At 62.7% G+C, this 24,991-nt stretch carries 16 protein-coding genes and 1 pseudogene; 12 read left to right on the top strand and 5 right to left on the bottom strand.

Going from position 1 to position 24,991, the window contains the following annotated elements:
- The 7 genes from CTEST_RS07990 to CTEST_RS13085 all read left to right on the top strand — a co-directional run bounded on the left by CTEST_RS07990 (nucleotide 1) and on the right by CTEST_RS13085 (nucleotide 6,274).
- A complete protein-coding gene (locus CTEST_RS07990) occupies nucleotides 1–813 on the top strand; it encodes a metallophosphoesterase family protein (RefSeq protein WP_047253297.1) in 813 nt (270 codons plus the stop codon).
- A 31-nt stretch (nucleotides 814–844) separates the two neighbouring features.
- A complete protein-coding gene (gene rbfA, locus CTEST_RS07985) occupies nucleotides 845–1,276 on the top strand; it encodes a 30S ribosome-binding factor RbfA (protein WP_047253296.1) in 432 nt (143 codons plus the stop codon).
- Nucleotides 1,276–2,226, top strand: coding sequence for a DHH family phosphoesterase (locus CTEST_RS07980; protein ID WP_047253295.1), 951 nt, complete (start codon nucleotides 1,276–1,278; stop codon nucleotides 2,224–2,226). Before rbfA ends, CTEST_RS07980 begins: the two co-directional genes overlap by 1 nt.
- On the top strand, nucleotides 2,223–3,512 hold the full coding sequence (locus CTEST_RS07975; RefSeq protein WP_047253294.1) for an MATE family efflux transporter: 1,290 nt from the start codon (nucleotides 2,223–2,225) through the stop codon (nucleotides 3,510–3,512). Before CTEST_RS07980 ends, CTEST_RS07975 begins: the two co-directional genes overlap by 4 nt.
- A gap of 35 nt (nucleotides 3,513–3,547) precedes the next feature.
- Nucleotides 3,548–4,357, top strand: a complete 810-nt coding sequence (locus CTEST_RS07970; protein ID WP_047254315.1) for a metallophosphoesterase family protein — start codon at nucleotides 3,548–3,550, stop codon at nucleotides 4,355–4,357.
- Nucleotides 4,350–5,015, top strand: a complete 666-nt coding sequence (locus CTEST_RS07965) for a 4'-phosphopantetheinyl transferase family protein (RefSeq protein ID WP_047253293.1) — start codon at nucleotides 4,350–4,352, stop codon at nucleotides 5,013–5,015. Before CTEST_RS07970 ends, CTEST_RS07965 begins: the two co-directional genes overlap by 8 nt.
- Nucleotides 5,016–5,353: 338 nt before the next feature.
- On the top strand, nucleotides 5,354–6,274 hold the full coding sequence (locus CTEST_RS13085) for a hypothetical protein (protein ID WP_052844331.1): 921 nt from the start codon (nucleotides 5,354–5,356) through the stop codon (nucleotides 6,272–6,274).
- Here the strand turns inward: CTEST_RS13085 and truB are convergent.
- Nucleotides 6,267–7,160: a tRNA pseudouridine(55) synthase TruB gene (gene truB / locus CTEST_RS07955; protein WP_047253292.1), complete on the bottom strand. Its 894-nt coding sequence runs from the start codon at nucleotides 7,158–7,160 to the stop codon at nucleotides 6,267–6,269. The two genes, CTEST_RS13085 and truB, sit on opposite strands and share 8 nt — an antisense overlap.
- Before the next feature lie 29 nt (nucleotides 7,161–7,189).
- Here truB and CTEST_RS07950 point away from each other — a divergent pair, with 29 nt between their 5' ends.
- From CTEST_RS07950 to CTEST_RS07935, 4 genes are read left to right on the top strand one after another with little or no spacing between them, the layout of a single operon-like run.
- On the top strand, nucleotides 7,190–8,155 hold the full coding sequence (locus CTEST_RS07950; RefSeq protein WP_047253291.1) for a bifunctional riboflavin kinase/FAD synthetase: 966 nt from the start codon (nucleotides 7,190–7,192) through the stop codon (nucleotides 8,153–8,155).
- 12 nt (nucleotides 8,156–8,167) lie between these two features.
- Nucleotides 8,168–9,109, top strand: a complete 942-nt coding sequence (locus CTEST_RS07945; RefSeq protein WP_047253290.1) for a nucleoside hydrolase — start codon at nucleotides 8,168–8,170, stop codon at nucleotides 9,107–9,109.
- Complete coding sequence (locus tag CTEST_RS07940; RefSeq protein WP_047253289.1) at nucleotides 9,109–9,819, top strand: hypothetical protein; 711 nt, start codon at nucleotides 9,109–9,111, stop codon at nucleotides 9,817–9,819. The genes CTEST_RS07945 and CTEST_RS07940 overlap by 1 nt, the downstream gene beginning before the upstream one ends.
- Nucleotides 9,801–10,181, top strand: a complete 381-nt coding sequence (locus CTEST_RS07935; protein ID WP_144413250.1) for a hypothetical protein — start codon at nucleotides 9,801–9,803, stop codon at nucleotides 10,179–10,181. Before CTEST_RS07940 ends, CTEST_RS07935 begins: the two co-directional genes overlap by 19 nt.
- A 96-nt stretch (nucleotides 10,182–10,277) precedes the next feature.
- Here CTEST_RS07935 and CTEST_RS07930 read toward each other — a convergent pair.
- The 3 genes and pseudogenes from CTEST_RS07930 to CTEST_RS07920 form a co-directional block, all read right to left on the bottom strand.
- Nucleotides 10,278–10,543: pseudogene (locus CTEST_RS07930) on the bottom strand (ISL3 family transposase); the annotation flags it as partial.
- Nucleotides 10,544–10,825: 282 nt separating this feature from the next.
- Nucleotides 10,826–13,168: a 3'-5' exonuclease gene (locus CTEST_RS07925; RefSeq protein ID WP_047253287.1), complete on the bottom strand. Its 2,343-nt coding sequence runs from the start codon at nucleotides 13,166–13,168 to the stop codon at nucleotides 10,826–10,828.
- A 6-nt stretch (nucleotides 13,169–13,174) separates the two neighbouring features.
- Nucleotides 13,175–19,498 (bottom strand): DEAD/DEAH box helicase, encoded by a 6,324-nt coding sequence (locus CTEST_RS07920; protein ID WP_047253286.1) that lies wholly within the window; start codon nucleotides 19,496–19,498, stop codon nucleotides 13,175–13,177.
- Between the two features lie 206 nt (nucleotides 19,499–19,704).
- Between CTEST_RS07920 and CTEST_RS07915 the strand changes: the two genes are divergently transcribed.
- Nucleotides 19,705–20,388: a hypothetical protein gene (locus CTEST_RS07915; RefSeq protein ID WP_144413249.1), complete on the top strand. Its 684-nt coding sequence runs from the start codon at nucleotides 19,705–19,707 to the stop codon at nucleotides 20,386–20,388.
- Here the strand turns inward: CTEST_RS07915 and CTEST_RS07910 are convergent.
- A complete protein-coding gene (locus tag CTEST_RS07910; RefSeq protein ID WP_047253285.1) occupies nucleotides 20,385–24,989 on the bottom strand; it encodes a DNA methyltransferase in 4,605 nt (1,534 codons plus the stop codon). The genes CTEST_RS07915 and CTEST_RS07910 overlap by 4 nt on opposite strands.
- Nucleotides 24,990–24,991 lie beyond the last annotated feature (2 nt).

Below are 24,991 nucleotides of genomic sequence, written 5' to 3'. Positions count from 1 at the left end.
ATGCCGCGCACCCTCTGGGTGGTCTCGGACCTCCATGTCACCTGGCCCGCCAACCGCGATCGCGTTGAGCGATTGCGGCCGGCGGAGCCCGGTGACTGGCTGATCGTCGCAGGAGATGTGGCAGAGGCTATCGACGTCGTCGTCGATACGCTTGTTGCCCTCCGGCGGCGATTTTCGCGTGTCATCTGGACCCCCGGCAACCACGAGCTATTCGCCCGTAGCTCCGACCGCTTCCGCGGGCGCGAGCGCTACCGGGTGCTGGTTGACCTGCTGCGGGAGGTGGGCGTCGACACGCCCGAGGACCCCTATCCCGTCTTCGGGGACGTCACCGTCGCACCATTATTTACCCTCTACGATTATTCTTTCCGCCCGCCGGGACTCACCGCCGAGCAGGCCCTCGCCGCTGCGGCCAAGGCGCGTGCCACGCTTGACGACGTCCTGTTCATCGCCCCCTACGTCAACATTCCGGAGTGGTGCCGCGAAAGGGTGGATTACTCCCGTCGGAGACTCGATGCCGTTGAAGGCAAGACCTTCCTCGTCAACCACTGGCCGCTTGCCGTCGAACCCACCCAAGCGATGTTCCACCCCGAGATGGCGTTGTGGTGCGGTACCACGTTGACCAGGGATTTCCCCCGGACCTACCAGGCGGTGGCCGTCGCCCACGGCCACCTGCACATGCCGCGGGAGCTAACAATTGACGGCGTCCCTCACTTCGACGTTTCCCTCGGCTATCCCTTTGAACAGGCGCATCACCCTCGACGTCCCTGGCCGCTGCCGGGCCTGAGGATCGCACAGGTAGACTCAAGTACCTAAAACATCCCTCGACTCAAGGAGCCAGATAACCATGGCCGATCACGCCCGCGCCGCCCGAATGGCCAAGCGCATTCAGACCATCGTGGCCTCCGCTATTGAGCGTGAAGTCAAAGATCGTCGCCTGGAACTGGTCACGGTCACTGACACCCGCGTTACCGGCGATCTGCATGATGCGACCGTCTTCTACACCGTCCGTGGCCGCACGCTGGACGAGAAGCCCGACCTCGACGCCGCCGCCGAGGCCCTTCACCGTGCCCGTGGCCAGCTGCGCAAGATCGTCGGCGACGAGCTCGGCGTCCGCTTCACCCCGACCCTGTCCTTCGAATACGACGCCGTTCCGGAGGCCTCGGCCCACATGGAGGAGCTGCTCGCCCGCGCCAAGGCCCGCGATGAGGAGTTGGCTCGTCTCAAGGAGAACGCTCAGCCCGCCGGCGATGCGAACCCGTACCGGACGGAAGATTAGTGTCCCTCTACGCCGAGTCCGCGGCGCTCATTGCACCGGCGCGCACCGTCGCCGTCGTCGGCCATATCCGCCCGGATGCCGATGCCATTGGTTCGGTATGCGCGACGGTCGCCGCCCTCCGCCAACTGGGTAAAGAGGCCACTGGCGTCATCGGCCAGCCGCATCCCTTCGCCGATAACCTGCTGAGCATCCCGGGCGCCGACGAGGTCGTGCTTGCTGGTGAGCTCCCCGACGTCGACCTCATCATCACCGTCGACTGCGGGGCGCTCGATCGCACCGGCGCCCTGGCCGAGGAGATTGGCCGCCGCGCGGAGACCACTTTGGTCATTGACCACCACTCGTCCAACGCCGGATTTGGGGCCGTCAACCTCATCGTCCGCGATGCCGAATCCACGACGACGATTCTTGGTCGGCTTTTTGATGAGCTCGAAGTGCAAATCGACAAGCACATCGCGCACTGCCTCTACGCCGGGTTGCTCACCGACACCGGAGGCTTCCGGTGGGGAAGCGCCGCCATGCACACGTTCGCGGCACAGCTGATGAGAACTGGCATTGACATCCGGGAGATCTCGACCGACCTCCTCGATTCAGGCTCCGTGCACGACCTACGCATGATCGGCCAGGCCCTGTCTCGCGTCGAGGTCCACCAGGCGGGCGAGCACCGCGTGGCGATCATCGTCGCCGATCATGCCCTCCTCTCCAGCGCGTCGATCTCCGCTGCTGAGGGGCTCGTCGACTTTGTTCGCTCCCTCGATGACACCGACCTCGGAGTCGTGTTCAAGGAATCCGCTCCTGGGCTCTGGCACGCCTCCCTGCGATCGAATACGGTCGACGTCTCCCACATCGCCGTGGCAATGGGCGGCGGCGGCCACATCCCCGCCGCCGGATACACCGCGCGCGGGAACGCTGAAGAGGTGGTCGCCGCCCTGCTGAACCAGGTGGGCCGGTGAAAGACGTTTCCGCCCGGCAAATCTTCGGGTTAGCGTTCCCCGCGCTCGGCGTGCTCGCGGCGACACCGCTGTATTTGCTTCTCGACACCGCCGTCATCGGCCGCCTCGGCGCCTTTGAGCTCGCAGCCCTCGCCGTGGGGACGACCGTGCAGTCGACCGTCACCACCCAACTGACGTTCCTCTCCTACGGCACGACTGCCCGCTCAGCCCGGTTGTACGGTGCGGGCAAGCGTGACGAGGCCGTCGCGGAAGGCGTCCAAGCCACCTGGGTAGGGCTCGGCGTCGGACTAGTCATCGCCTCACTGGTGTGGCTGTTCGCCGAACGCATCGCGCTCGCCATCACTGGCAACCCCGACACCGCCTCAGCCGCCGCAGCGTGGATGCACGTCGCAGCATTGGCCATTCCGCTCACGCTCATCGACATGGCCGGCAACGGCTGGCTACGAGGAGTACAAAACACCCGCTGGCCGTTGTACTTTACCCTCGCCGGGGTCATTCCTGGAGCGATCCTCATCCCGATCCTCGTGTCCCGCTACGGGCTCGTGGGATCCGCGTGGGCCAACGTCATCGGCATTGGCATCAGCTCCATCTGCTTCCTCGCCGCCCTGCGTCACGAGCACACCGGCAGCTGGGCCCCACGCTGGTCCATCATGCGCCGCCAGCTGGTCATGGGCCGCGACCTCATCCTCCGCTCCCTATCCTTCCAAGTGGCATTCGTCTCCGCCGCGGCCGTGGCAGCCCGCTTCGGCACCGCCTCCCTCGCCGCGCACCAAATCCTCCTCCAACTGTGGAACTTCATCACCCTCGTCCTCGACTCACTCGCCATCGCCGCGCAAGCCCTGACAGGGGCGGCGCTTGGCCGGGGAGCAGTGGACGTCGCCAAGCATGTAGGCAAACGTGTCACCCTCTACTCCATGATCTTCGCCATGGGCCTGGGCTTGGTGTTTGCCCTGCTCGCGGGCGTGATACCCCGGATCTTCACCACCGACCAGTCGGTGCTGGACGCCATCGCCGCGCCATGGTGGCTGATGATCTGCATGATCATCCTCGGCGGCGTCGTCTTCGCCCTCGACGGCGTCCTCCTCGGCGCCGGTGACGCCGCCTACCTGCGCACCATCACCATCGGAGCCGTCCTCCTCGGATTCCTGCCCGGCGTATGGATCTCCTACGCCATCGACGGCGGACTCACCGGAATCTGGATCGGACTACTCGCCTTCATCGTCCTGCGCATGCTGGCGGTGATCTGGCGTTTCCAATCAATGAAGTGGGCTGTGATAGACAATTGAGGACATAAGATGACGAAAGGAAGGAGGTGTCCACCGTGACCACCACGTTGTGGGCCGTCAGCGACCTGCACGCAGCCGTCAAGGCCAACGCCGTTCGCATCGACGAAATCCAGCCGACCGACCCCTCCGACTGGCTCATCGTCGCCGGCGACGTCGCCGAACGCACCGACCTCGTCCTGCGAATTCTCAAACAACTGCGCTCCCGCTTCGCCCACGTCATCTGGGTACCGGGCAACCACGAGCTCTTCTCCCGCTCAACCGAACGCTTCCAAGGGCGCGACAAATACACCGAACTTGTCGAAGGCTGCCGAGCCCTGGACATCTTCACCCCCGAAGACCCCTACCCGGTATTCCACGGAGTGACAGTCGTCCCGCTCTTCACCCTCTACGACTACAGCTTCCGCCGACCCGGCCTCACCGTCGAGCAAGCCATCGACGCAGCCCGGGCCAAGCAAATCATGATGACCGACGAATTCGCCATCGCCCCCTTCGTCGACATCCGCGCCTGGTGCTGGGACCGCCTCGCCTACTCAATCAAGCGACTCTCGCGCATCGAAGGCCCCACCATCCTCATCAACCACTGGCCGCTCGTCCAAGAACCCACCCTGGACATGCGCATCCCCGAAATCGGACTCTGGTGCGGCACCCGACACACCCGCACCTGGCCCGAACGCTACAACGCCCAAGCCGTCATCTACGGACACCTCCACATGCCCGGCGAACGCCAGGTCGACGGCGTCCCCCACGTCGAAGTCTCCCTCGGGTACCCCCGCGAATGGGAACGCCACGGACACCTCAACCCCTGGCCCTACCCAGTAATGACAGTGGGTGAGAACGATGCTTGATTCCTCACTCTTCCCCGACTCCGCCAAATACTGCTACGTCATCACCGACCGCGAACGCCCCGACCTCCAAAACTTCCAAGGCCTCCACCCACTTGAGCAAGCCCTGGTCTACCACTCCGTCGACCTGCGCAAAGCCGAATTCGGTGACGCCCGCTGGTGCGCCCACCAAGCCCTCCGCGACCTCGGCCTCGGCGAAGCCGAACCCATCCTCCGCGGCGAACGCGGCATGCCCCTCTGGCCCCCGCACATCACCGGCTCCATGACCCACACCGAGGGATTCCGCGCAGCCGTCGTCGCCCCCCAAACCCACGTCCGATCCATGGGCCTCGACGCCGAACCCGCCGAACCCCTTCCCTGCGAAGTCGTCAGCTCCATCGCCCGCCCCGGAGAAATGGCCCAACTCGACCGCCTCGCCGCCAACGGGATCGACTGCGCCGACCGGCTACTCTTCTGCGCCAAAGAAGCGACCTACAAAGCGTGGTTCCCCATGACCCACCGCTGGCTCGGCTTCGAGCAAGCCGAAATCGACCTGCGCGACGACGGCACCTTCATCTCCTACCTGCTCGTTCGTCCCACTCCGGTCCCCTTTATCGAAGGCCGCTGGGTCATCCGCGACGGATACGTAATCGCGACGACTGCGGTGATCGCGGGGCCCTGAGTTGGGAAAGTGCGATTTGAGTACCCTCATTAGTCGAGTGGGGGACGAGGGGTACTCGATTAATGAGGGAAGTGGAATTGCACTTTTGGGTGAGCCTGGTCTGTGCTCGGAGTTGAGGCGTCCGCCTGGCTCCTGAGTTCGGAAAGTGCGATTTGAGTTCCCTCATTAATCGAGTGGAGGACGAGGGCTACTCGGTTAATGATGGAAGTGGAATTGGTCAAGTCGAATTGCACTTTCCGGAACACTTCTGTGGATAGCCTTCACTGACATCATGGTCTCTCCACAGCCCAAGCCCTAGCACTCTGCCACGCCTGCCCTCGGTGACAGATACTTCGGGTATGCGGGATTGGCGCCAAGAGATCGAGTTCATCAAGCTGCGGAGCGCGCGGGCGGGGACACCAAAGTTCACGAGGGAGCTGGCGCAGGGGAAGATGATCGCCTTGTGTCCGGAAATCGCGGTCCACAGGGAGGCATTCGAGGGTTTTACCTGGTGGGATAGGGAAGCGATCAGGGCATTCGCGGTGGGCTTAGGGGCGAGAAAAGCCGTGGTAGTAGGCAAGTCGGCGGCGAGACTTCATGGATTGCCGGTGCTCGGCAGGAATGCTCCAGTGGAGTTGTGTTTGCCGGGCACTCCGAGGGCTCCCCAGCGGGCTCAGTGGCCGAGGGGAGTGGTGTATCGCTATACGCAACTGTGGGATGAGCACATCGTCGAGGAGGCGGGGGTCAGGGTCACACGCCTAATCCGGACGGCTGCTGACCTGGCGCGATTCGAGGGCATCGCGGATGGGATTCTGGCTTTTGACGCGATCTTGCGGATGGATCAGATGACCAAGCCCGCGGCAAGGCAGTACCTGGATGGCTTGGGACGGATGAAGTTTGGCGCGCGGGCGATCCGGGCCCTGGAGTTGGCGGATGCAAAGGCGGAGAGTCCGGCGGAGTCGTGGGCTCGGGCGCAGATCCTGTTGGCCAGTCTTCCGGAGGTCACGAGCGTCGAGGTGCAGCCGCAATTGCTGGGAGGGCGTTACCGGGGCGACTTGTTGGTGAATGGGCGACTCGTGGTGGAAACCGATGGGGAGCAGAAGTACGACGGGGTGACAACGGGGGTCGAGCCGCGGGAGCAGATGAGAAAGGATCGGGAGCGGGATCGCGCGTTGACTAATGCTGGTATCCCGCGCCTCCATGTGACCTGGGCAGACTTGGCCAGCCGGGAGGGGGAGCACAGCCGCTTTATCGGGATGCTGCGCCGGGCTCTCACATAGTGCTGGGTCGGGCGACGAACACGGTGGCCAGGCGTTTGCCCTTCTCCCTGATGAGCGCGACGGAGCGGCCATCGGGGGCGACGGCCGCGTGGGTGCCGTCGAGCCCGCGCGGTTCGAGCCATTTGCCCATGGCGAGGGCGGCGGCTTCCTCGTCGGTGACGTGGAGCACCGGGTAGGAGCGGGCGAGGGCCTCGTCGAGGCTGAGTGATAGGCGGGGAGTGGCTTCCAGCTCGTCGAGCGTTAGCGCGTCTGCCAGCAGGAACGGGCCGACGGCGGTGCGTCGGAGGGCGGTGAGGTGCCCGCCGACACCGAGCGATTCCCCGAGATCGCGGGCGAGCGAACGGATGTAGGTACCCGAGGAACAATCGACGGTGACGTCGATGTCGAGGTAGTGATCGGGGCGTCGATAAGCAAGGGCCTCGAAGCGGCTGACGGTGACGGGGCGGGCTGGGATCTCGATGTCCTCGCCGGCCCGGACGCGCTCATGCGCGCGTTTGCCATCAATTTTGATGGCACTCACGGAAGCTGGGCGTTGCATGATGTCGCCGGTCAGCGCCGCCATGCCGGCGAGCGCGTCGTCATTGCTTATCGACGCCGCCCCCACCTCACTCAGCACCTCACCCTCCGCGTCGTCGGTGGTCGTCGCCGCGCCCAGACGAATGGTGGCGTCATAGGACTTCGTTGTGGCCACGAGGTGGGCGAGGAACTTGGTGCCTCGTTCGATGCCGACGACCAGCACGCCGGTGGCCATGGGATCAAGCGTCCCGGCGTGGCCGACCCGGCGAGTGGAGAAGATCCGGCGGAGGCGGGCAACGACATCATGGGAGGTCATCCCGGCCGGCTTGTCCACCACAACGAGCCCCGAGCTGGCTAGTGCATCAGTCATACGGGAAGTGTATGCCGTAGTCTGAAGCGGTGATTGTTTGGCACGGAATAGGCAATGTCCCCGCGTCCCTTGAGGCGTCCGTCGTTACCATTGGTGTTTTTGATGGGGTGCACCGCGGGCATCAGCAACTCATCGAGCGCGCATCCCGGCTGGCCAAGGAACGCGGCGTCCCCGCCGTCATGGTCACCTTTGACCCGCACCCATTGTCGGTGTTTCTGCCTGAGCGTGCTCCGATGATGCTCACGACCCTGGAGCAGCGCCTGGCCCTGGCGGGGGAGATGGGCATTGATGCGGCGCTGGTCGTCGATTTCACTCGCGAGCTTGCGGGCCTGAACCCGGAGGAATATTTTACGGAGCTGCTCCACAAGACTCTTGGTGCTACGGCGCTGGTGGTGGGGGAGAACTTCACCTTCGGCAAGGATGCCGCCGGTACCGCCGACACCGCCCGCGAGATGGGTAAGGAACTGGGCATCGACGTCGAAATCGTTGAACTGCTCCAAGAAGACGGCCAGCGCATCTGCTCGTCCTCGATCCGCGACTACCTCCAAGCCGGCGACGTCGAACACGCCGCATGGGCGCTGGGCCACCCGTACACCATCACCGGACCCGTGGTCCGCGGCGCCGGTCGAGGTGGCAAGGAACTAGGTTTCCCCACCGCTAACCAGTACTTTCTTGATGACGTCGCCCTTCCCGCCGATGGCGTCTACGCCGGGTGGTTCACCGTCAAAGGCCCCCGCGCCATCGACGGCGACATGGAACCCGGAGTGGCCTATCCCGCGGCGATCTCCGTGGGCACCAACCCCACCTTCGGCGACGAGCGCCGCAGCGTCGAATCCTTCATCCTCGACCGCGATGCTGACCTCTACGGATACGAAGCCGACGTCGCTTTCATCGGGCACATCCGCAGCATGGAAAAGTTCAATTCTGTCGACGAACTGCTCACGGCCATTAATAATGATGTGAACAAGGTCCGCGAAATCCTCGACATCACCTAGGAGTCCGACACCATGGCACGCAAAGTAATCCTCGACCTCGATACCGGTATCGATGACGCGCTCGCCCTGGTTTACGCGCTCGCTTCGCCCGAGCTGGAGCTGATCGGTGTCACCGGTACGTATGGCAACGTGCTCGTGGAGACTGGGGTGCGCAACGCCCTGGCAATTCTGGAACTCTTCGGACGTGGGGACGTGCCGGTGTTCGCTGGCCCGCAGAAACCCGGGTTCGAGGTGTTAGAGATCTCCTCGTTCATCCACGGTTCCAACGGCGTCGGCGAAGCTGTGCTTCCCGATCCTCGTGGGCGAGTTCAGGAGGATGGGGCGGTGGAATTCCTGCTGCGCTCGGTGCGTGAGCATGGCGATGACCTCGTGATCGTGCCGACGGGCCCTTCCACCTCGGTTGCGGCGGCCGTCGAGGCTGACCCCTTCTTCGCCGAAAACGCGCACATCGTCATGATGGGTGGCGCCCTCACCGTCCCGGGCAACATCAAGCACTGGGCCGAGGTGAATATCCACCAGGATCCCGAAGCCTCTGACCTGTTATTCCGCCGCTGCCGCGACGTCACGATGATCGGGCTCGACGTCACGCTCCAGACCCTGCTTACGTACCAGGAAACGGCCGTTTGGCGGGAGCTGGGTACCGCCCGGGGCACCTTCCTCGCCGACGCCGCCGACTACTACATCCGCTCCTACGAGAAATTTGACCCTGACCTCGGGGGCTGCGGGCTCCATGACCCGTTGGCGGTGGCGGTGGCCGCGGATCCGACGCTGGTGGACACCGTCGACATCAACATGATGGTGGACACCGACGGCCCCACTCGCGGGCGCAGCATCGGCGACCACACCCGGCTCAATGATCCGGTGAAGACCTCCCGCGTCGCCATCGGCGTGGACGTGGAACGCTTCCTCGGAGAATTCATGTCCCGGTTGACTTCCTTGGCTGGGGAGCGCTAATGGAATTCAAGAATGGCGTCGCGGCGTTTGACCCCGTGACCCTGCGCATCGCCGCCGAACAGCTGCCCGTGGTGAACCTGCCGGAGGTGGTGGACGGCGAGCTGCCTCACCTCCTCGCCGGGTTAGCCGTCGTAGAGGTCACGCCCTTCGCGGTGACCTGCACCATTGATACCGGACTCATGAACTGGGATGCCACGCGGGAGTCCTTCAATGGGTATCGCGGAGGCAGCTACGAGGGTGTTCTCGTTCAAGATGCGATGGTCGCTGAGGTAGGGGAGGTGAGCCTCGCCCGGGCGCCCATGCTTTTGGGGGATAACCAGGTCTGGGCCTGGTTCGCCGAGCTGCCCATCGAAACCCAGGAGGAGCTCGATGCCTGGGCCATCGTCGCGGGCGTGCGCGGATGGATGCGGAGATTTCCTTCAAAGGCCCGAGTCTCACCCATTCAGGTACCGGCGCAGAAGGTGAACTACGAAGCCTTTGTCAAGGGACTCGATCGCTCAACTCGACAGAAGATCACCCTCGACCTGGATGAACGGGGAGCCCGAGTCGAAGCCGAGACCATCATCATCCGCAGTGCGATGCACGCTCCACAACAGCCCGTGGTGCTGGGGGAGAATGGTCCGGTGCTCGTGTGGTTCAGCGAAGAAAACTCGCCTATGCCCTTTGCGATTGTGTACACGGAGGCGGATGCGTGGCTGACAAAGGCATGAGCATCCGCGATGTCCTCTCCGTCGAGCAGGTAAACAATGAGGCAGACTATGAGGATTTCCTGGCGGGTAGAGCGATAGAGGAAGCCAACGGCGTCGAGGTCATCTTCCAGGGACCACGGCGGGTGGGTGGCATCATCCGTAATCCCAAGCCCTTCACCGCCTCCTTGGAATGGGACGGAAAAGCGACGTCGGTAGCTCCCAGTTGCTCCTGCCCGGACGTGGCGGGCCTGTTTAAGCTCTGGTGCGAACACTCGGTGGCGCTGGCCGTACACTTCCTCGACGATGACGACGTGAAAGCGGCCATTGACGAAGACGAGCCGCCACGGCCCAAGCTCACGCTCCTTCGCTTCGATGATGATTAATTTGGCCGCTAGCCACCCGGGCCGGACGGGCCGGTAACGGACCCCGAGGCTCATTATGACTGCGGTTCACAGCAGTTGCTCCGCTCGGATAATCGGACACGATTCTTTCGTGAAGGTGAAGCGGGGAACGCGGATGTGCTGGCGGGTCGGGAACCCGACGACCGGTAGATCCACCAGTCGTCGGATGGCGTGATCGCGTAGCTTTCCGGGTTGTTGGAACCCCGAGTAGTAATTGTCCACGGTCACGGGTGAGGCGTCGATGATGGTGATGTTGTCGGCGTCGGCGGCACCGGTGATCGTCAGACTGATCTCAGCGGTACGGCGCAATAAGTATCGTCTGCAAGGTTGCCACTAGGCTGCATAGTAGGGTCTTGGTTCGGTCAGACGGAAATTTCGCAACTCTCATCTTGCGCCAGCCAGGGCCCCTACATGTTGCGCCACCCCGATCCCCGTCCCACGGGACTTGACCGTCATCTACGCACTCTAAATCGTGAAGAGCCAGAAAACTCGACGCTTCCGTTTGCGATTGTGTACACGGAGACAGATGCATGGTTGCGGAGCGGGTGTGCGTTGGGGACAGGGCGCGTAGGGGATCGTTTTCCGGCGATGCGGGAAGAGCGCGAGCGGGCCAGTCGTGCACGCACCTACGCCGGAAGCAGCTGTGACGGTTCTCCGTTGGTGGTCACCATTAATGCGTCGCGGGCACGGGAGGCCGCCACGTAGAGTAATGCCCGTTCCCGCTGAAGCACGTCTGCTGCCTCGGCGTCCGCCAGGCCGTTGAGTTGGTACTTCTGCGGCATGGACGACTCAGAGACGCCCATGAGAACCACATGGGTAAACTCCAGGCCCTTCGAGTTATGCATGGTCATCACCGAGACGGTCGCTGCTGCTGCGGCGGTGGCCTGCCGCGTCTCCACCGCCTCAATTCCTTCGTCGCGTAGTTGAGCCACTATCTGTTTGACGGGGAAGTTTGTGCGAGTGAGTACACCGACGTGGGCCCCCGGGGACTCCTGCAGCCATGTGTTGATCTGTCCGACCACCAGTGCTGTCTCCTCTCCGGCGTTCTCCGCAGTGGCGATGATCGGTGCGGGTCCTCGGCGGGAGGAGCGGTAGCCGAGAGTGGTATCCACTTCGTCCTCCGAGTCGCGCCACTGCTCGCCGGAGAGGATTGCCAGTGCGAAGTCCAGGTTCTGATGGGTGGTGCGGTAGTTGAGGGTGAGCTTTCGGGATGCCCGGCCGCGAGTGGAGATCCCGTAGCGGCTGAGCACCAGACGCTGGCCGTAGATTCGTTGGTGGGAATCCTCGGCGAGGAAGATGTCGTTGGGCCCTTCGGGGACGCAGGCACGGAGGAAACGCCAGTGTCCCACGTGGAAGTCCTGGGCCTCATCGATGACGATGTGGTCGAAGAGGTGGTTGCCACCGCGCGCCTCGACGACGGCGGCCGCCAATAGGGCCAACGTTGGCCAGGTGACACGACCGTCGGAAGCGCATTTGCGGACGAAGATCTCGATGATCTTCCACACGTCCTTGCGTTCCCGTCGGTTGAGCGTGGTGCCGCGACCGAGGCGGGGGACCCGGAGGTAGCTGGCCTCCCCGTCAACACCCCCGCCGAGAACCACCGTCGAATACTCCTGGGAAAGGAACTCTGGGTTGGACTTCTCCGGGGCCAGGGTGACGTTGGCAAGGGTGATCGCATCCTCCCACTTCGATTTTTCCCCGCGGTCATCGAGGGGTTTCGGGCTGAAGGGGGTGGTGATACGTAGGATCTGTTCGATGGAGTGATTGATCTCCTGTGGTTGGGCGTTCTGGAGGACGCGGTAGACCAGGGCGTCGACGCCGGAGATCCACAGCCCATTCGCACCGTGGGTGCTGGCCTCAGGGAAACGCGGGTTGAGCAGGTTCATCTGAGATTTCAGGGAGTCAGACAGCGCCCGGGTGAAGGTGGTCAGCAGCACCCGGGGTGGGTGGTCTTTGACGTCAGGCGTGGCTCCCCGGGAGGTCACGAGCGCGTTGGCTCGGTGCACTGCGACGACAGTCTTGCCGGTGCCGGCGCCGCCGAACACTCTGCCTGAGCCGGAGAAGTTGGCGTTGATGATCGCCTGCTGGCTGGGGTGGACGAAGATCCGCCAGGCATTGAAGTCGCCGGTCTCGATGATCGAGCGCAGAGCCTCTTCGCCCGCGCCATAGGCCCATTCCATCCTCGCCGCGGGCAGCTGCAGGCCGGCGAGCAGTTCGTCATCGGTGGATTCGGCACTGACGCCATCCCCAACCACTGTGGTGCTCAACTCGTGGTCCTTTTCTAGCCCCAGTTCCTCGCGCACCTCGTCGATGGTGAAACCGGACACCAGCGCCAGGACGGCATCGAGCTCCCAGGCGGGACTGTCCACCAGGAGAGACTCCAGATCGTGCTCGCTGTCCGCTGCGAACACCACGCCTGCGGCAATGGGAGAGATGCCGAGCTCATTTTCCATGTCCTCGCGTGTGATACCGGCCGCTGCCAGGGTGGTTCGCGGGGCAGGTGCGTCACGGCCGACGACCGACACCGCTGCCGCACTAGCAGCCTCTGCCTCCGCCTGTTGTTGGGCCAGCCTCTCGGCGGCGAGGCGTCGGGCACGGGAGTCGATCTCGGCGTCGATCTCTGCCGGGGACAGTTCTGCGTTGGCGGTGCCGATCTCCATTTGCGTGACGCCGGTGACCGGGTTGTTCGTCATCTTGACGGTGGCGGCGAGCTGGTAGGCGTCGTCATGATTGAGCACGTCGAGCAGCAGGAAGTGCTGTTCGGTGCCGGAGTGTATCTCGATCATCACAGCCCGGTACTGCTTGTTCACCAGACCGGTACGCACCCGCGAGTCGCGGCTGTTGTTGACGTGTTCGACGTGTAACGACGGGTTGGCGGGATTGTCCTGGAGCTTCTGGATGAACTCCATGATCGGCTTCGACAGTCCGTCACGGACAGTGAAGCTCTTGTGCAGGGTGAGAATGGCCATTGGGTCCTAAACCCCTTCCTTTATCGCGTCGAACGAGTCGGGCAGTGTGGTCTCGGTTACCTGCTCAAGATCCACAGCCGTCCATTTGTGCTTGCGTAGTTGGTCACCGTCACCCGGGTAGACAACGACCATGTTGATGTCTGTCCAGCTCACAATGGTCATCTCTGAAGAGATTTCGGCCCCGACCTCGTCTGGCAGGCGGACGTGATTGCGAGCCAACGCCCTCAGTGCGGCCTGGACCTCAGATTCGCCTTCGAACTCTGCGATGATGTCGTTCCAGCCGGTACTTATCGACGTCTCCTCCGCAGCGTTGCCCACTGCCTCACCAGTGCCGTGGTCGGCCTGTAGTGACGAGGGAGGTTGACTGTCCATTGGGGCGACAGGTACTGGGCTAGCAAGTTCTGGGGCGGCTTCGATGGTGCTGGTGCGGATGTCGGCGCGGGTGGGTTCGAGGAAGAACAAGTTGCTCATGGACAGGAACAGGTTCCAAGCCCTTTTGTCCACCGCTCCCACCCGGCTGCGCAGCATCAGCGTGAACTTCCCCTCACTGTTGGATACGTCGATGTCTCCGGCGAATGTGGCCCGGTTTCCGGGCTTATAGACCACCGAGTGTAAGAACGCAGCCGTGCCGAACCGGCGCCACTGTTCGGGATCGGGGGAGGAAAGGATGGCCAACAACTGGGACAAGGGATCGCGGAGTAGGAGCTCCTGCAATGACTTCTCCAGGTTCAGCCGTGCTGCCAGCTCGCCTTGTAGGCCGGTGTTGAACCACACTGGGGGTACTGGAAGAGCGTGGTGGGGAGCGTCGCGGTGGTCCTGCAGATCCGTCCACGACATGGACCAGGGGAGGATGTTCTCCCGGTACAGCCTGGTGCGCTTGTCCATATCACCGTGGACACGTTCGTGGGTGGCGGAGATGTGGTACGACGCGCCGTCGAGGTAGACGGCGATGTCTCGGATATCAGGATCGTCGGTGGAGAAGTAAAAATCCGGACGGGTGTATCCGAAGTCGACCTGTTCGCGCATCCGCCACTGGTGGCGGCTCTGGGGGAAGGTGAACACCCACTCGTTGCGTCCGTTGCGTACCTGCTTGGTCAGGGGGACGTTTCGTGCCTGCAATGAGTCCCGCAGCAGATGGAGGAACAGGGTCTCCAGCTGACTGCGTTCATTGTTCGCCGGCTGTGCGTGGGTGATCCGGCCCTCCCACTCCACCGCCAGGGGATCCGCCCCGTCCTCCGGGTGGAGGTTGTCGCCGAGAATCTTGGCCAGCGCGGCTTCCGCAGCAGCCCGGGAGGTCGATTCCTCTGCGCCGGGTTGGGCATAGGGCAGCAGGCAGGACGGGCAACAGGCCCGGTCATCGCCCACGCATATGCAGTGGCGCACCCGCAGGTACGCCTTTTCCAGCAGATTGCGGACCTTGTCGGCCCGGGCAAACTGCGAGAGGTATCCGGTCCCACCGGGGACTTGGTCGTGCAGGAGCAGGGCGTCGGAAGAATCTTCTCCTGTACCGAGCCTGACGGTGGCCACGTCCAGGTGGGATGGGTCTCCCCCGAAGACCTCTTTGAATCCGAGACGGATGGCGGCGATGATGCTGGGCACGGTCACGGTATCGGCGACGGTGAGCAGCTGGGGGAGGAACAGTCGGACTCCCTGGGTGCTCAAGGACCGGCCGAGGGCGAAGGTAATGGTCTCCTCCTCGTCGGCGTTGCGCAGCCGGCACCATGGCCGGTGGTCACGCCAGTGGTTGCTTCCGGCCTCCGAGTCCACGTGTCCGCAGTGACTGCAAACCCGAAACAGTGGGGCCTCGGTTTCCCGGGAGGCGAACATGCGCTTGTCGCCAGTTCCCTTGCCCAGGTTGAGCCACCGCATCTGAACCCGCGGCAGATACTGGACACCGAAACCGGAGCCGGTGAGGTACCAAGATCCACCGTCCCCGCCCTCGGGGACCACGGCACTGAGGGCGGTCTGGAACCGGACGGAGGACCGTTCGTCGCGGTGGTCATTGATGGCAGAGCGAGTCTTTTCTACCTCGGCGAAGACCTTCTTCATGGGGACCACGTCGATGAGCTGGCTGAGGTCGGCGAACGTGGCGTCGCCACACTCCGGGCAGGCACCGGGGTTGACCTTTGGTGAATCGCCTGCCACGGACTCGGTGCGGGAGTAGGAACAAGAGGGGCACAGGCGCCACTTCTCTACGTTGGAGCCGTCGGCACCCAGCTCGACGCTGTCGATGGTGGCGGCAATGCCCTGGGCGTAGAACGTCGCACCGGGAGCCAGCTCATAGAGCGCGGAGGAGATGCCGCGGGCGTAGTCGACGCGGTAGGTATCGAACTCGAAAGTGCTGGAGTTCATTTGAGACACCGACAACTCCAAAGCGACCGAGTCGTCGAGCAGCGTGAAGTTGGGCAGCAGCCCGTAGCGCTCCAGCGCGGAGATCCAGTATTCACCCTTCACTGATTCGGACAGCTGCTTTCTGATGAAGCGAAGCGCTGCCGACGTGGTCCGAGCCTGCGCGATGGTGTCCTCGTCCGCGCCGGGTGCGTCCTTGCGCGCACTCAGTTCCAGATCACGTTGCTCCAGGACCGATTCCTTGGCCAACAGCTCCTTTTCCAGTGCGTTCCACCGCTGTTGGGCGTTCACCAGTTCACCGGCGAGGCTGGTCGGACCTTGGCCGGTGGCCCACTGGCGCAGTTCATCGAGGACCTGCTGGTCGGTGAAGCCCTGCAGGGTGTCACAGAACTGAGTGACGGTGTCCTCCACGCTGTCGCGTAAACGCTCCAGGAGGACGTTGGTGACCGTCCGACGGGACGGGGAGTCGAGGAAGACGTCAGCAGCGTTCTTCGGTGCCTGCATGTGCTCGGTAAGCAGGAGCCCGTCGAGGAGGAAGGCGGTGAACTGGCGGTGGAGGATTTCCTGGGCGGAGAGGAATGCTGCCGGTGCGGCAACCGCCCCGGCGATGACGCTCAGGGGCTTTTCCAGGGCGGGAAGTGCCATCCCTCTGCCCCGGATCAGGGCGATCACTAGGGAATTGCCGGTGAGACGGCCGGCGCGTCCGACCCGTTGGACGTAACTTGCCACGGTCTTCGGCAGGGAGGCCAGCATCACCGTGGACAGGTCCCCGATGTCGATGCCCATCTCCAGCGTGGGGGTGGCCACCAGCACGTTGGGGGCGTCCGGCTCCTCGGAAGAGGCCTTGAACTGGTTTTCCACCCGCAGTCTGTCCGCCTTGTCCAACAGGCTGGTGTGTTCGTGGGCGACCACCGTGCGGGTGTTCGCCACCGAGTAGAGGCTCCGGTAGTAGTTGTCTTCAATGCCCACCACGGCATAGGAGCCGAGACACCCGAGGTTGAGGCACGGGGTGGACTCCAAACAGGTTCGCACGTGTTCCGGTACCCCGAGCCGCGAGCGGCACACCTGGCACTCCAACGTCTCGGGCTGGTCCTCCGCCGTGACCAGGATGCTCTCTGGCCGCAGGTGGAAGATGGTGGCAGAGGTGGATGTGTCCACAGTACCGAGGACATCGCGCCGGGCCAGTTCTTTCATCAGGGCGGTGACGGCGGTGGCTGCGTCGTGGGTGGTGGTGCCGAGCACTTTGGCTGTCCACCTAGCGTAGACGCCGCGGGGGCTGGCGGTGGGCATGGCGTAGTCGATGGTGTCGTCGGCGCGGCGTAGGACGGAACCGGCGCGGGGAAACGATGGGGCGGCTCCCTTGGGGAAGGTAGGCAGGCCTTTCGTTTGGGAAGCGCGTTTGTTGAGGTGGTAGGCGTTGCAGTCGTCCCGAAGGTAGGAGCCAAACCAAGGGTGCGAAATTCCGCCCCGGATGCGGATGGTCTCCACCACTCCGCGGGCCCAGGGCAACAGCTCAAGGTCGCCGAGCGGAAGCGCGACGCCTGCAAGGGCGGCTTCGGCTGCGGCCCGCAGGACCGCGTCGTCGACGTCCACGCCGGAGGTCAGGGACCCTGTGGAGACCAGAGATCGGGCCAGATCGGCCCGGTCGCCGAACTCCAGTGCTACGTCCAGTGCGAGCCGCTTCTCGACGTTGCCCGCGGCCCTCCTCCGCTGCGCCGGATCAGCACCGGGTGACCAGTAGGGCGAATAGTCCGAGTTTTTCGTAAGCTCGGGTGTGAGGAGCTCGTAGCGTGCACGGGCGTCACCCTCGGCGGCAGTGATGAGCCGAGTGGGCAGGGCGGCCAGGGTGGTGGTGGAGTTGCCGACAGCCTGGCGGATGAGGGTACGAAGAGCGAAGGTGCGGGCCCGGGACTGCACGAATCCGGCTCGATGGGCAGCGTCTTGCACAGAGTCGGTGAACACCAGAGTCTTTTTCTCCGTATCGGACAGGCCGTCCAATCCGAAAAGGTTGGACAAAGCCACCGACAGCAACGTGGCCACGGAGGACCCGAGGTAGCGGATAGCGTCCGGGGCACTGCAGGACGGGCAGGTTTCGGAACGGGCCAGGTCTTCTGCCGCGTCCTCTGCGTAGGTGAGCACGGGGACCACCACACCTGTTTCCAGGGATTCCTCGGTGGGTGCGGTCGGGCTGAGTGCGGGCAGACCCATGTCGAGCCACATGACCCGGCTGTCGCCGTCGGTGGTGTGGTCGATGCCGTCGCCACTGGCGCGCAATTCGAAGCTGGCGTCAAGCAGCGGGCGTTGCCGTTTCGGCGCGGTGAGGGATCCTCGGCGGATGGTCTGCAGGTTGGTCTCTGGGGTCTCCCCGCCGGGGTCGAACGAGGTCATCCAGCCGGAGCGGCCACAGTGCCGGCAGTAGCAGGCGGGCAACCAGGCCTGTGAATCGTCGGTGGAGTCTCGCGGTCCGTTGTCGGACCATCGGAACACCTGCTCGATGGCGGTGGAGGATACGACCCGGTCGATGCGGGAAAGTTCACGTATCCACAGGTGGGTTTCCACACCGGGGAGCTTCTTGCCCTCCCACTCTCCGTGGATGTCAGCGAATCGGTTGCGCAGGTGGGTCATTTCGGTAAGCGCATGGGTGAGGAACTCGGCCGCGCCGTGGTGGGGGAGACGTCGGATTTCCTGGTTGTCGAGGTGCTGGACCAGGGAGGTGGAGTCTCCTGGGCGCATATCGCTTAAAGCTATGGCCTGGGTGGCGTGGGTGAGGATGAACTCGGTGAGCGGGTGGACGGCGTAGGCGGTCACAGCCTCGTCGATCTCCTCACGGCACCGGTAGACCTCGCGGCAGAACACTTCGTGGACGTGGTCCTCGTAGCTTCCTGGTTGGCCCTCCATCGCGGCGATGGCTGCGTTGGTTGCCTGTACATCCGTGGCGGTCGGCATGGTGGATGCCGGTTGTTCCGGGTGGCCGAGCAGCTGCGAGATGGAGTTCTGCCACTGTGTGATGGTCTGTTTCGTCTCGGTGATGACCGCGGAGGCGTCGAGTTGTTCGCCGAAAATGGTGTGGGCGAACTCAAGCATGTCGGTAGCCTGGCCCTCGTTGCCCAATGTGGCTGAGGTGGACACAGGAGTGACCACTCCGAGCGGGCGGTCCGCCGCGCCGGGAAACTGCTCAAGGAATCCCTCCGGTTGGTTGCGGCGCAGCATGAGCCCGAGTCGGCGCAGGAGGAGCGCCACGTCGGTTCCCTGCGCGCCGTCGTAGGTGTGGAACTCATCGAGCACGAGGTACTGCAGGCTGGTGGCAGACGCTGCCCACATGTCGCGGTCTGCTTCGCGGATGAGCATCTGGTCGAGCATTTTGTAGTTGGTGAGCAGGATGTCCGGCGGGTTCGACCGCATGTGGTCCCGATCAGTGATGAGGCTGTCTCCGGTGACACTGCGGCTGCTCTTGTCGGCCTGTTCGCCGGTGTAGATACCGGCGGTGACACCCCCCAAGGCGGGGTTGTCACTGATGAGGCGGGCCAGGCGGCTGGCCTGGTCGTTGGCCAGGGCGTTCATGGGGTAAAGCAAAAGCGCTTTGATTCCCGGGCCAGGGCGGCGGCGGCAGTGGTCGAGGATGGGGTAAAGAAAGGACTCGGTCTTGCCCGAACCGGTGCCGGTGACCACCAAGGTTGGGTCCGGCCGCCTAGGTGTGCCATTGCTTATCGACGTCAACCGTTCAAACGCCTCTGCCTGGTGGAGGTAGGGCTCGAACCAGTCTGGCAACCACTCAAAGGGCTTTCCCTGTGTGGTCGCTGGCGCATACGGCAGGCGGGTGCGGATGTAGGGTCCGTGGAACATGCCGGATTCCGGGTCGGTGAGGAACTCGGCCAGCCGCCCGGCGGTGATGTCGTCGGCGAGCGAGAAGCTGGTGGTGAGGTACTCCGTGAGTCCCCGCTGGATATGTTCGGCAGCGTGGACAGGGAGGAGGTTGGACATAGCTCACCGCTTCGGTAGGACAGGCTGGGCATCAGGAAGTGCCCCTAGTCTATCGGTGCAGGATGTGGGAGTGAGTGAGCCTCGGCCGCGGCGCGATACCCGTGCGAGTGGTTTTTAATAGTGATTATGACATTCAATACGGGCACTGGAATACCCCTGACGGTCCAGTTCCCGTCGTTTCCCAATACCGAATCGCCTGGCGAACGATGGCTGCAACTACTGGCTACAGAACAATATATCCAGCAATTGTCCCTCGAAATACTGCGCACGTGGATTTGGTGATGTCAGGAGGCAAGCCGGAAAACTTGAAAGACGTGGCCTTAGCAGGCGCCCTTCTCAGTTCCATAATTGTAGATTTCGTCGCCCGATCCACAGTCGGGAAGCACCTGCGTGGAGCATTCATCGAAGGGCTTCCTGGATACCCAATTGAATCTAGTGAGTTCGCAATCAGGAGATTTGCCGAGCTTAACTGCCTGACGTCTGCCTTTTCTGAGATGTGGGAAGAACTAACTGGCGACTCCTGGTCCGCACGAACGCCTATCAGAATCAGCCGAGATCGACAAATTGCACAAATAGAAATTGACGCGGCAATTGCTGCGGCCTTAGGAATCACCGCCGATTCACTGTGCATGATTTATCGGACCCAGTTCCCCGTTATGCGGCGCTATGACATGGAAGATCGATACGATGCCAACGGCAGAAGGGTGCCGAAGGAGATTCTCACACAGTGGAGAAAGCTTGGTGAGCCCGAGTCGATGGAGACGGACGAGCTTAAGTGGGCACATCCCCAATCCACTCGTGAATACACGTTCGCGCTCCCGTTCAGCATGCTTGACCGAGAGGCAGAGATTAGGGCTACGTACCTCCGATTAGAGAAGCTGAAGGATTAACCCGTCAATGTTTTGAATGCGGCCCTGAACTCGATTTCGCGGTCGAGGGCTTTGAACGGATATTCGTAAAGGTAGTGAGCGCCCGATTGTGGATGCTTCCAAGTACGCTCATCTGTGCGCAAGCTTTGGGCATTCATCGATCCCAGTTCCGCCTTTGTAATATGCTTCGGAACCAGACGGCCGTTCGCGTCATAGAGGTTCTGCACATCGTACCGCCGCATGACGGGGAACTGGGTCCGGTAAATCATGCACAGTTCCTCCACATCTACCCCAAGAGCAAGCGCAACTGAAACATCTATTTTAAGTTGTACCATCACACGTTCCAGGGCTACCCTGACAGGAGCTGAAGGAGTCCATTCTTTCCCCGTAACTTGTTGCCATAATAATGAATATGCCCTTGTCATACCATTAAGCCTGAGGAAATCTTCGGCAATGCGCTGCCCAAGTCCGGAATTGTTGGCAAAAGGTAGGCCTCTGACAATGTCGTTGAAAATGTGCCCGGTACCAGCCGATCGCACGAAGTAGTCCGAAAGCAAGCTACTTAAAAACCCTCCAGCGGCACACAACGCCACAAAAGACGACGGGTGACTGCACGAGTTAACAGCATGAATGTGGCGAGCGCCGGGCGGGATGAGCGCCGGATGCAGGGTGCGGAACCCCGTTGTAGCCGCGAATTCTCGCCAAGCCACCCGATACTGCGAGGCTATTGGAACAGGCCCGTTTGGCGTGTCCCAACACCCATACTGACTGTCATAATCACTATTATCGGCGCGATTTGGGAAATAGGCGGTCGCAGGTATGAAGTCGTCAGGCATCGCTTCCAGATCAACGTCAACCCAGTCCTTATTACTCTTCAATGAAGGGTTGGGCTGCTTGATCATCGGGGTCGAGACACCGAGGTGCGGGCCCTGGAGGATGACATCGTTCCAAGATTGAGGGTGTTGCCAGCTGGTATCGAAGTAGCCCTTCTTCTTGTCGATTGACTCATCCCAGCCACGCGAGAACTGCAGTCCGAGGGACCTCATTCGGGGAGCTTTCGCGAGCTTTTCCAGGACGGCAGCGGCCTCGCTGTTGACGGTATAGACCATGCGAGTCTCCAGGAGCGGGGTACTGGGATCCTCGAGGATCGATCGCCAGACAGCGAGTTCGTGCTCATTTACCTCGATGATGCGGTCGCGGTGAGGTCGTAAGTCCCAATTAAAATTGTCATCCTTCAAACCTGGCAATGGTCCAAGACCGTCGTGATCAAGCGAGTCCAACGCGGTCTGGGGATGATACAGGCTGGATGCATTCAGAAAGATCGGCGATGTCCGAGCATTGCCGTAGATGTGCACGCCATAGGAAACAAGATTGTGGACATCGAATAAACTCAGTTCATTAATGAACTGCCAGTGCCTGCGCAAACGCCGATAGGCACCACTTCGCAGAGACGCCGCCTTCTTCTCAGTGAAATGAGACTCAGGGTGGATCAATGAGACCACGCCGGCATCCGATGCATTGGCCCACGTGCGTTCCATGAAACCGCGGTACAGATCAGGTTGCTGGCCGCGTAGATGCGGATACGTGGACACGTCACCGAGGACTGCAGCGATGGCGACAGTCTCACCGATTCCCTTGGTGAGGGTCGCCTTGGCTTCCGGTACCTCGGCAAGGAGTGTTCGCCGCTCGCGCTTCTGGGCCTGGGTCGGTTTATTCGCCAAGTTGAACCACGGGTCATGCTCTGACAGCAGAGCGTCCACGTCCGTCCTCGGTCGCACCCACGGAGGGTTACCCACCTGCAGATCAAATCCACCCTGGGACATCACCGCTGCGAAGTCGAGATCCCAGTGGAAGAATGCCTGCTCCTTGGCCACCTGCCGCGCGACACTCAGCCAGGGGTGCAGTTCCGCCAGGCGTTCTGGGGCCTTCGCACCTGACAGCTCGATGTCTAAATTCTCTACGGCATCGAGCTCATCCCACACCAAATCAAAGCCCAGGGTGTATTGGTTCGCGGAGCGTGGCTTGCCAATGGCCGGGATACCCAGGATGTCGTGCATCGTGGCAATCCACTCGTTCATGTCAGGAAGGTTCGTAGCCTCACCGTCGACGACATGCACCTCTGACAGTGGCCAGAACCACATTGCATTCCAAGTGTCCATCGCTAAGCGGAGCCGCTGGTATGCGCCGGCCTTGTTCGCAAACAGTTCTTTTTCGATCTGCTCACGGGTGGTGTTCCTCGCAGCTGCCGGGGAATCGGTGCGCCACAGCGAGATCTCCCGGCGTGCTTGGTCTTCGGCAATCCGCAGGCGCACCAGGGCTAACTGCCACAGGCGCTCCACCTGGCGGGAAATAGCCTGCAAGTCTTTCAACTGCGATGCACTAAGGCCCTTCTGCATGGACGTGCGCCATTTCTTCAGCGCCTTCTGTTCCTCGCCAGCGATGTCCTTGAGGTCTTTCGCATCGGCGGCGGCACCCCAGGCCTTGGAGGGAACCAGGAAGTGGTGGATCCGGGAACTTAGCGCCACATCGGGTTCACCCGCCGCGATGGACTGGGCCACTGACTTGACACCGTGGTGCTGCGGAATCTCCGACAAATATGCCTTCGTTTTCAGGTCCTTCGCGGCGTACGTCGCCCTCCGCGCACCCACCAGGGAATTGCCGTGGCGCAGGTGAAGGCCGAACCAGGGGGCTTTGAGGTCAGCCGTCATCGTGTCCAGCCAAAGGGAAATCTCGGCCAGCTCGACCGCCGTCTGGTTGAGGTCCACGCCGTACACCTGGTGCAGGGCAATATGTGCCTTGACCTTCTGCAGCTCGACGGTGCGAGCCTCCGCCGGAACCTGCTCGCCCGTCTCCTTCTCGCGGAGCGTGAGGTACAGCTCGGCAAGCTGTCGGACAGCTTCCACAGTGAACGCGCCGGAGCCCATCGCCGGTTCACAGATGCTCAACGTGAGGATGTCCGCGGAGGTGGCGATCCGCCCCTCCTCACGAAGCACGTCCACGGCCTGACCGACGGTGAACTCCGTCAGCACCTGTGGGGTGTAGAAGGACGCGGAACGCTCCCGGTCACGGGAGGACTGCCGGAACACGAACGATCCGGCTAGGTGCTTCCGATTGACCCGTTCGGTGCCGCCGTCCACGGCAGGACGTTCCTCCTGCACGAAAGAATCCCCCGGAAGATCACGGGTGCGCGACTCCGGGACCACCCACGAACCCTTGGACGCATCCCCTTTCGGGGCGACTTCCAGGAGATCTTCCTGTGCGATGAACCCGGTGTACGACATCAGGCTCTCGTACACCTGCCCCAGCTCCGTGACACCCAAGGTGGCGTAGGAGATGAAACCTCGCTCTTGACCACGGCGCTTGCGCGTAAGCAGGAGGTGTTCGAGGACTCGATGCAGGGCGTGGTTGGACAACCCGGTTGCGTCGATAAGCGACGTCGCCTGGGACCGGAACAGATCCGCGGACAGATTGCGGAAGTGCAACCCTTCCTCGCCTGCGCCGGGGTCAAAGCCCGGATGGGCGGGATCCAGCGGATCGTGGCCCTGATCCACCAACCGGAACAACAGGGCCAGACTCTCGTAGAGGTGCGTGCCGCGGCGGGCCCGTTCAGTCACCGGCTCGGTGAGAATCTGATCCCGCAGCCGCGACAGGCCGTACCCCTCGTCATACTCCTGAGTACCCGTGGGGAGGATGTTGAGCTCCGGGGAAGCCTCCGCGAACAGCAGGAACAGGATGCGGTAGAGATAACGCAGGGATTGCTTGGCCAGCTCATTGCCGTCGATGCTGTCGATGGGCAGACCTTGGTCGCGGTGCCGGTCTAATACGTCATTGCCGATGATCTCAATCGAGGCCTTGACCGACCCGCGGAGTTCTGCGGACACCTTTACCGCATGCTGCTGGGACTGCTCGATCGTTGTCGCCCACCAGGTGGTCCCGTCCGCGGCGCGCTCTGTGTTCTCCCTGGACAGGGAGACGGCCACCCGTTGCATCTCCCCCTTGGACTTGAGGTCATTGCGCTCGATGGCCAACCCTAGATCGATCGCCAGGAACCGGCCCAAAGGCCATGTCTCTCGTTCCGCCAGGATCACCCACGGAGCTGCCAGCATCAGCACCATCGCGGGAGGGTTCTCTGCAAGGAACAGTTCGCTGACCAGCTTCGCTGCCGGTAACGGGTGCGGCTTGTCACCCAGCAGAATCTCGCCCCGGGCAGGGGTGGAGGAGACGTCCTCCGGCCCGGCGATGGGATCTGCCGCGATCACCGTCACGCTCCCAGTCGGGGAAGCACTCGCCCGGAAGGTGAGGGTGTCTGATCCGCGGTGGGTGGTCACCGTCGAGGCAGCGGGGTAGCCGAGGGACTGGGCAAGAAGACGATGAACCTCATCGATCTGTTCTGGCCCGGTGGGGCTGTGCGGATCCAGCGTCGACAGCGCCAGCTGCAGCGCCTGATGCTGGGACGTGAATCGGGTGTACGGGGACGCTCCTGACTCCTTCTCCAGGGCCTTCCATTCTTTGATGCGGTCTGCCACTCGCTTGCCGAAGGACTCACCCTTGGTCTCGTCGGTGGTGAGGAAATGGTCACTGATCCACTCCTCGACGTTGATGATGGAATCAAAAGCTGCCATGG

The organism is Corynebacterium testudinoris, assembly GCF_001021045.1.
Taxonomy (GTDB): domain Bacteria; phylum Actinomycetota; class Actinomycetes; order Mycobacteriales; family Mycobacteriaceae; genus Corynebacterium; species Corynebacterium testudinoris.
This window is presented reverse-complemented; position numbering and strand designations above follow the sequence as displayed.

What these genes read in the sequence shown, in the direction of transcription:
- CTEST_RS07990 (WP_047253297.1), top strand. Translation starts at nt 1, where the DNA reads ATGCCGCGCACCCTCTGGGTGGTCTCGGACCTCCATGTCACCTGGCCC.
- CTEST_RS13085 (WP_052844331.1), top strand. Translation starts at nt 5,354, where the DNA reads ATGCGGGATTGGCGCCAAGAGATCGAGTTCATCAAGCTGCGGAGCGCG.
- rbfA (WP_047253296.1), top strand. Translation starts at nt 845, where the DNA reads ATGGCCGATCACGCCCGCGCCGCCCGAATGGCCAAGCGCATTCAGACC.
- CTEST_RS07920 (WP_047253286.1), bottom strand. Translation starts at nt 19,498, where the DNA reads ATGTCCAACCTCCTCCCTGTCCACGCTGCCGAACATATCCAGCGGGGA.
- CTEST_RS07915 (WP_144413249.1), top strand. Translation starts at nt 19,705, where the DNA reads ATGGCTGCAACTACTGGCTACAGAACAATATATCCAGCAATTGTCCCT.
- CTEST_RS07965 (WP_047253293.1), top strand. Translation starts at nt 4,350, where the DNA reads ATGCTTGATTCCTCACTCTTCCCCGACTCCGCCAAATACTGCTACGTC.
- CTEST_RS07940 (WP_047253289.1), top strand. Translation starts at nt 9,109, where the DNA reads ATGGAATTCAAGAATGGCGTCGCGGCGTTTGACCCCGTGACCCTGCGC.
- truB (WP_047253292.1), bottom strand. Translation starts at nt 7,160, where the DNA reads ATGACTGATGCACTAGCCAGCTCGGGGCTCGTTGTGGTGGACAAGCCG.
- CTEST_RS07910 (WP_047253285.1), bottom strand. Translation starts at nt 24,989, where the DNA reads ATGGCAGCTTTTGATTCCATCATCAACGTCGAGGAGTGGATCAGTGAC.
- CTEST_RS07925 (WP_047253287.1), bottom strand. Translation starts at nt 13,168, where the DNA reads ATGGCCATTCTCACCCTGCACAAGAGCTTCACTGTCCGTGACGGACTG.
- CTEST_RS07945 (WP_047253290.1), top strand. Translation starts at nt 8,168, where the DNA reads ATGGCACGCAAAGTAATCCTCGACCTCGATACCGGTATCGATGACGCG.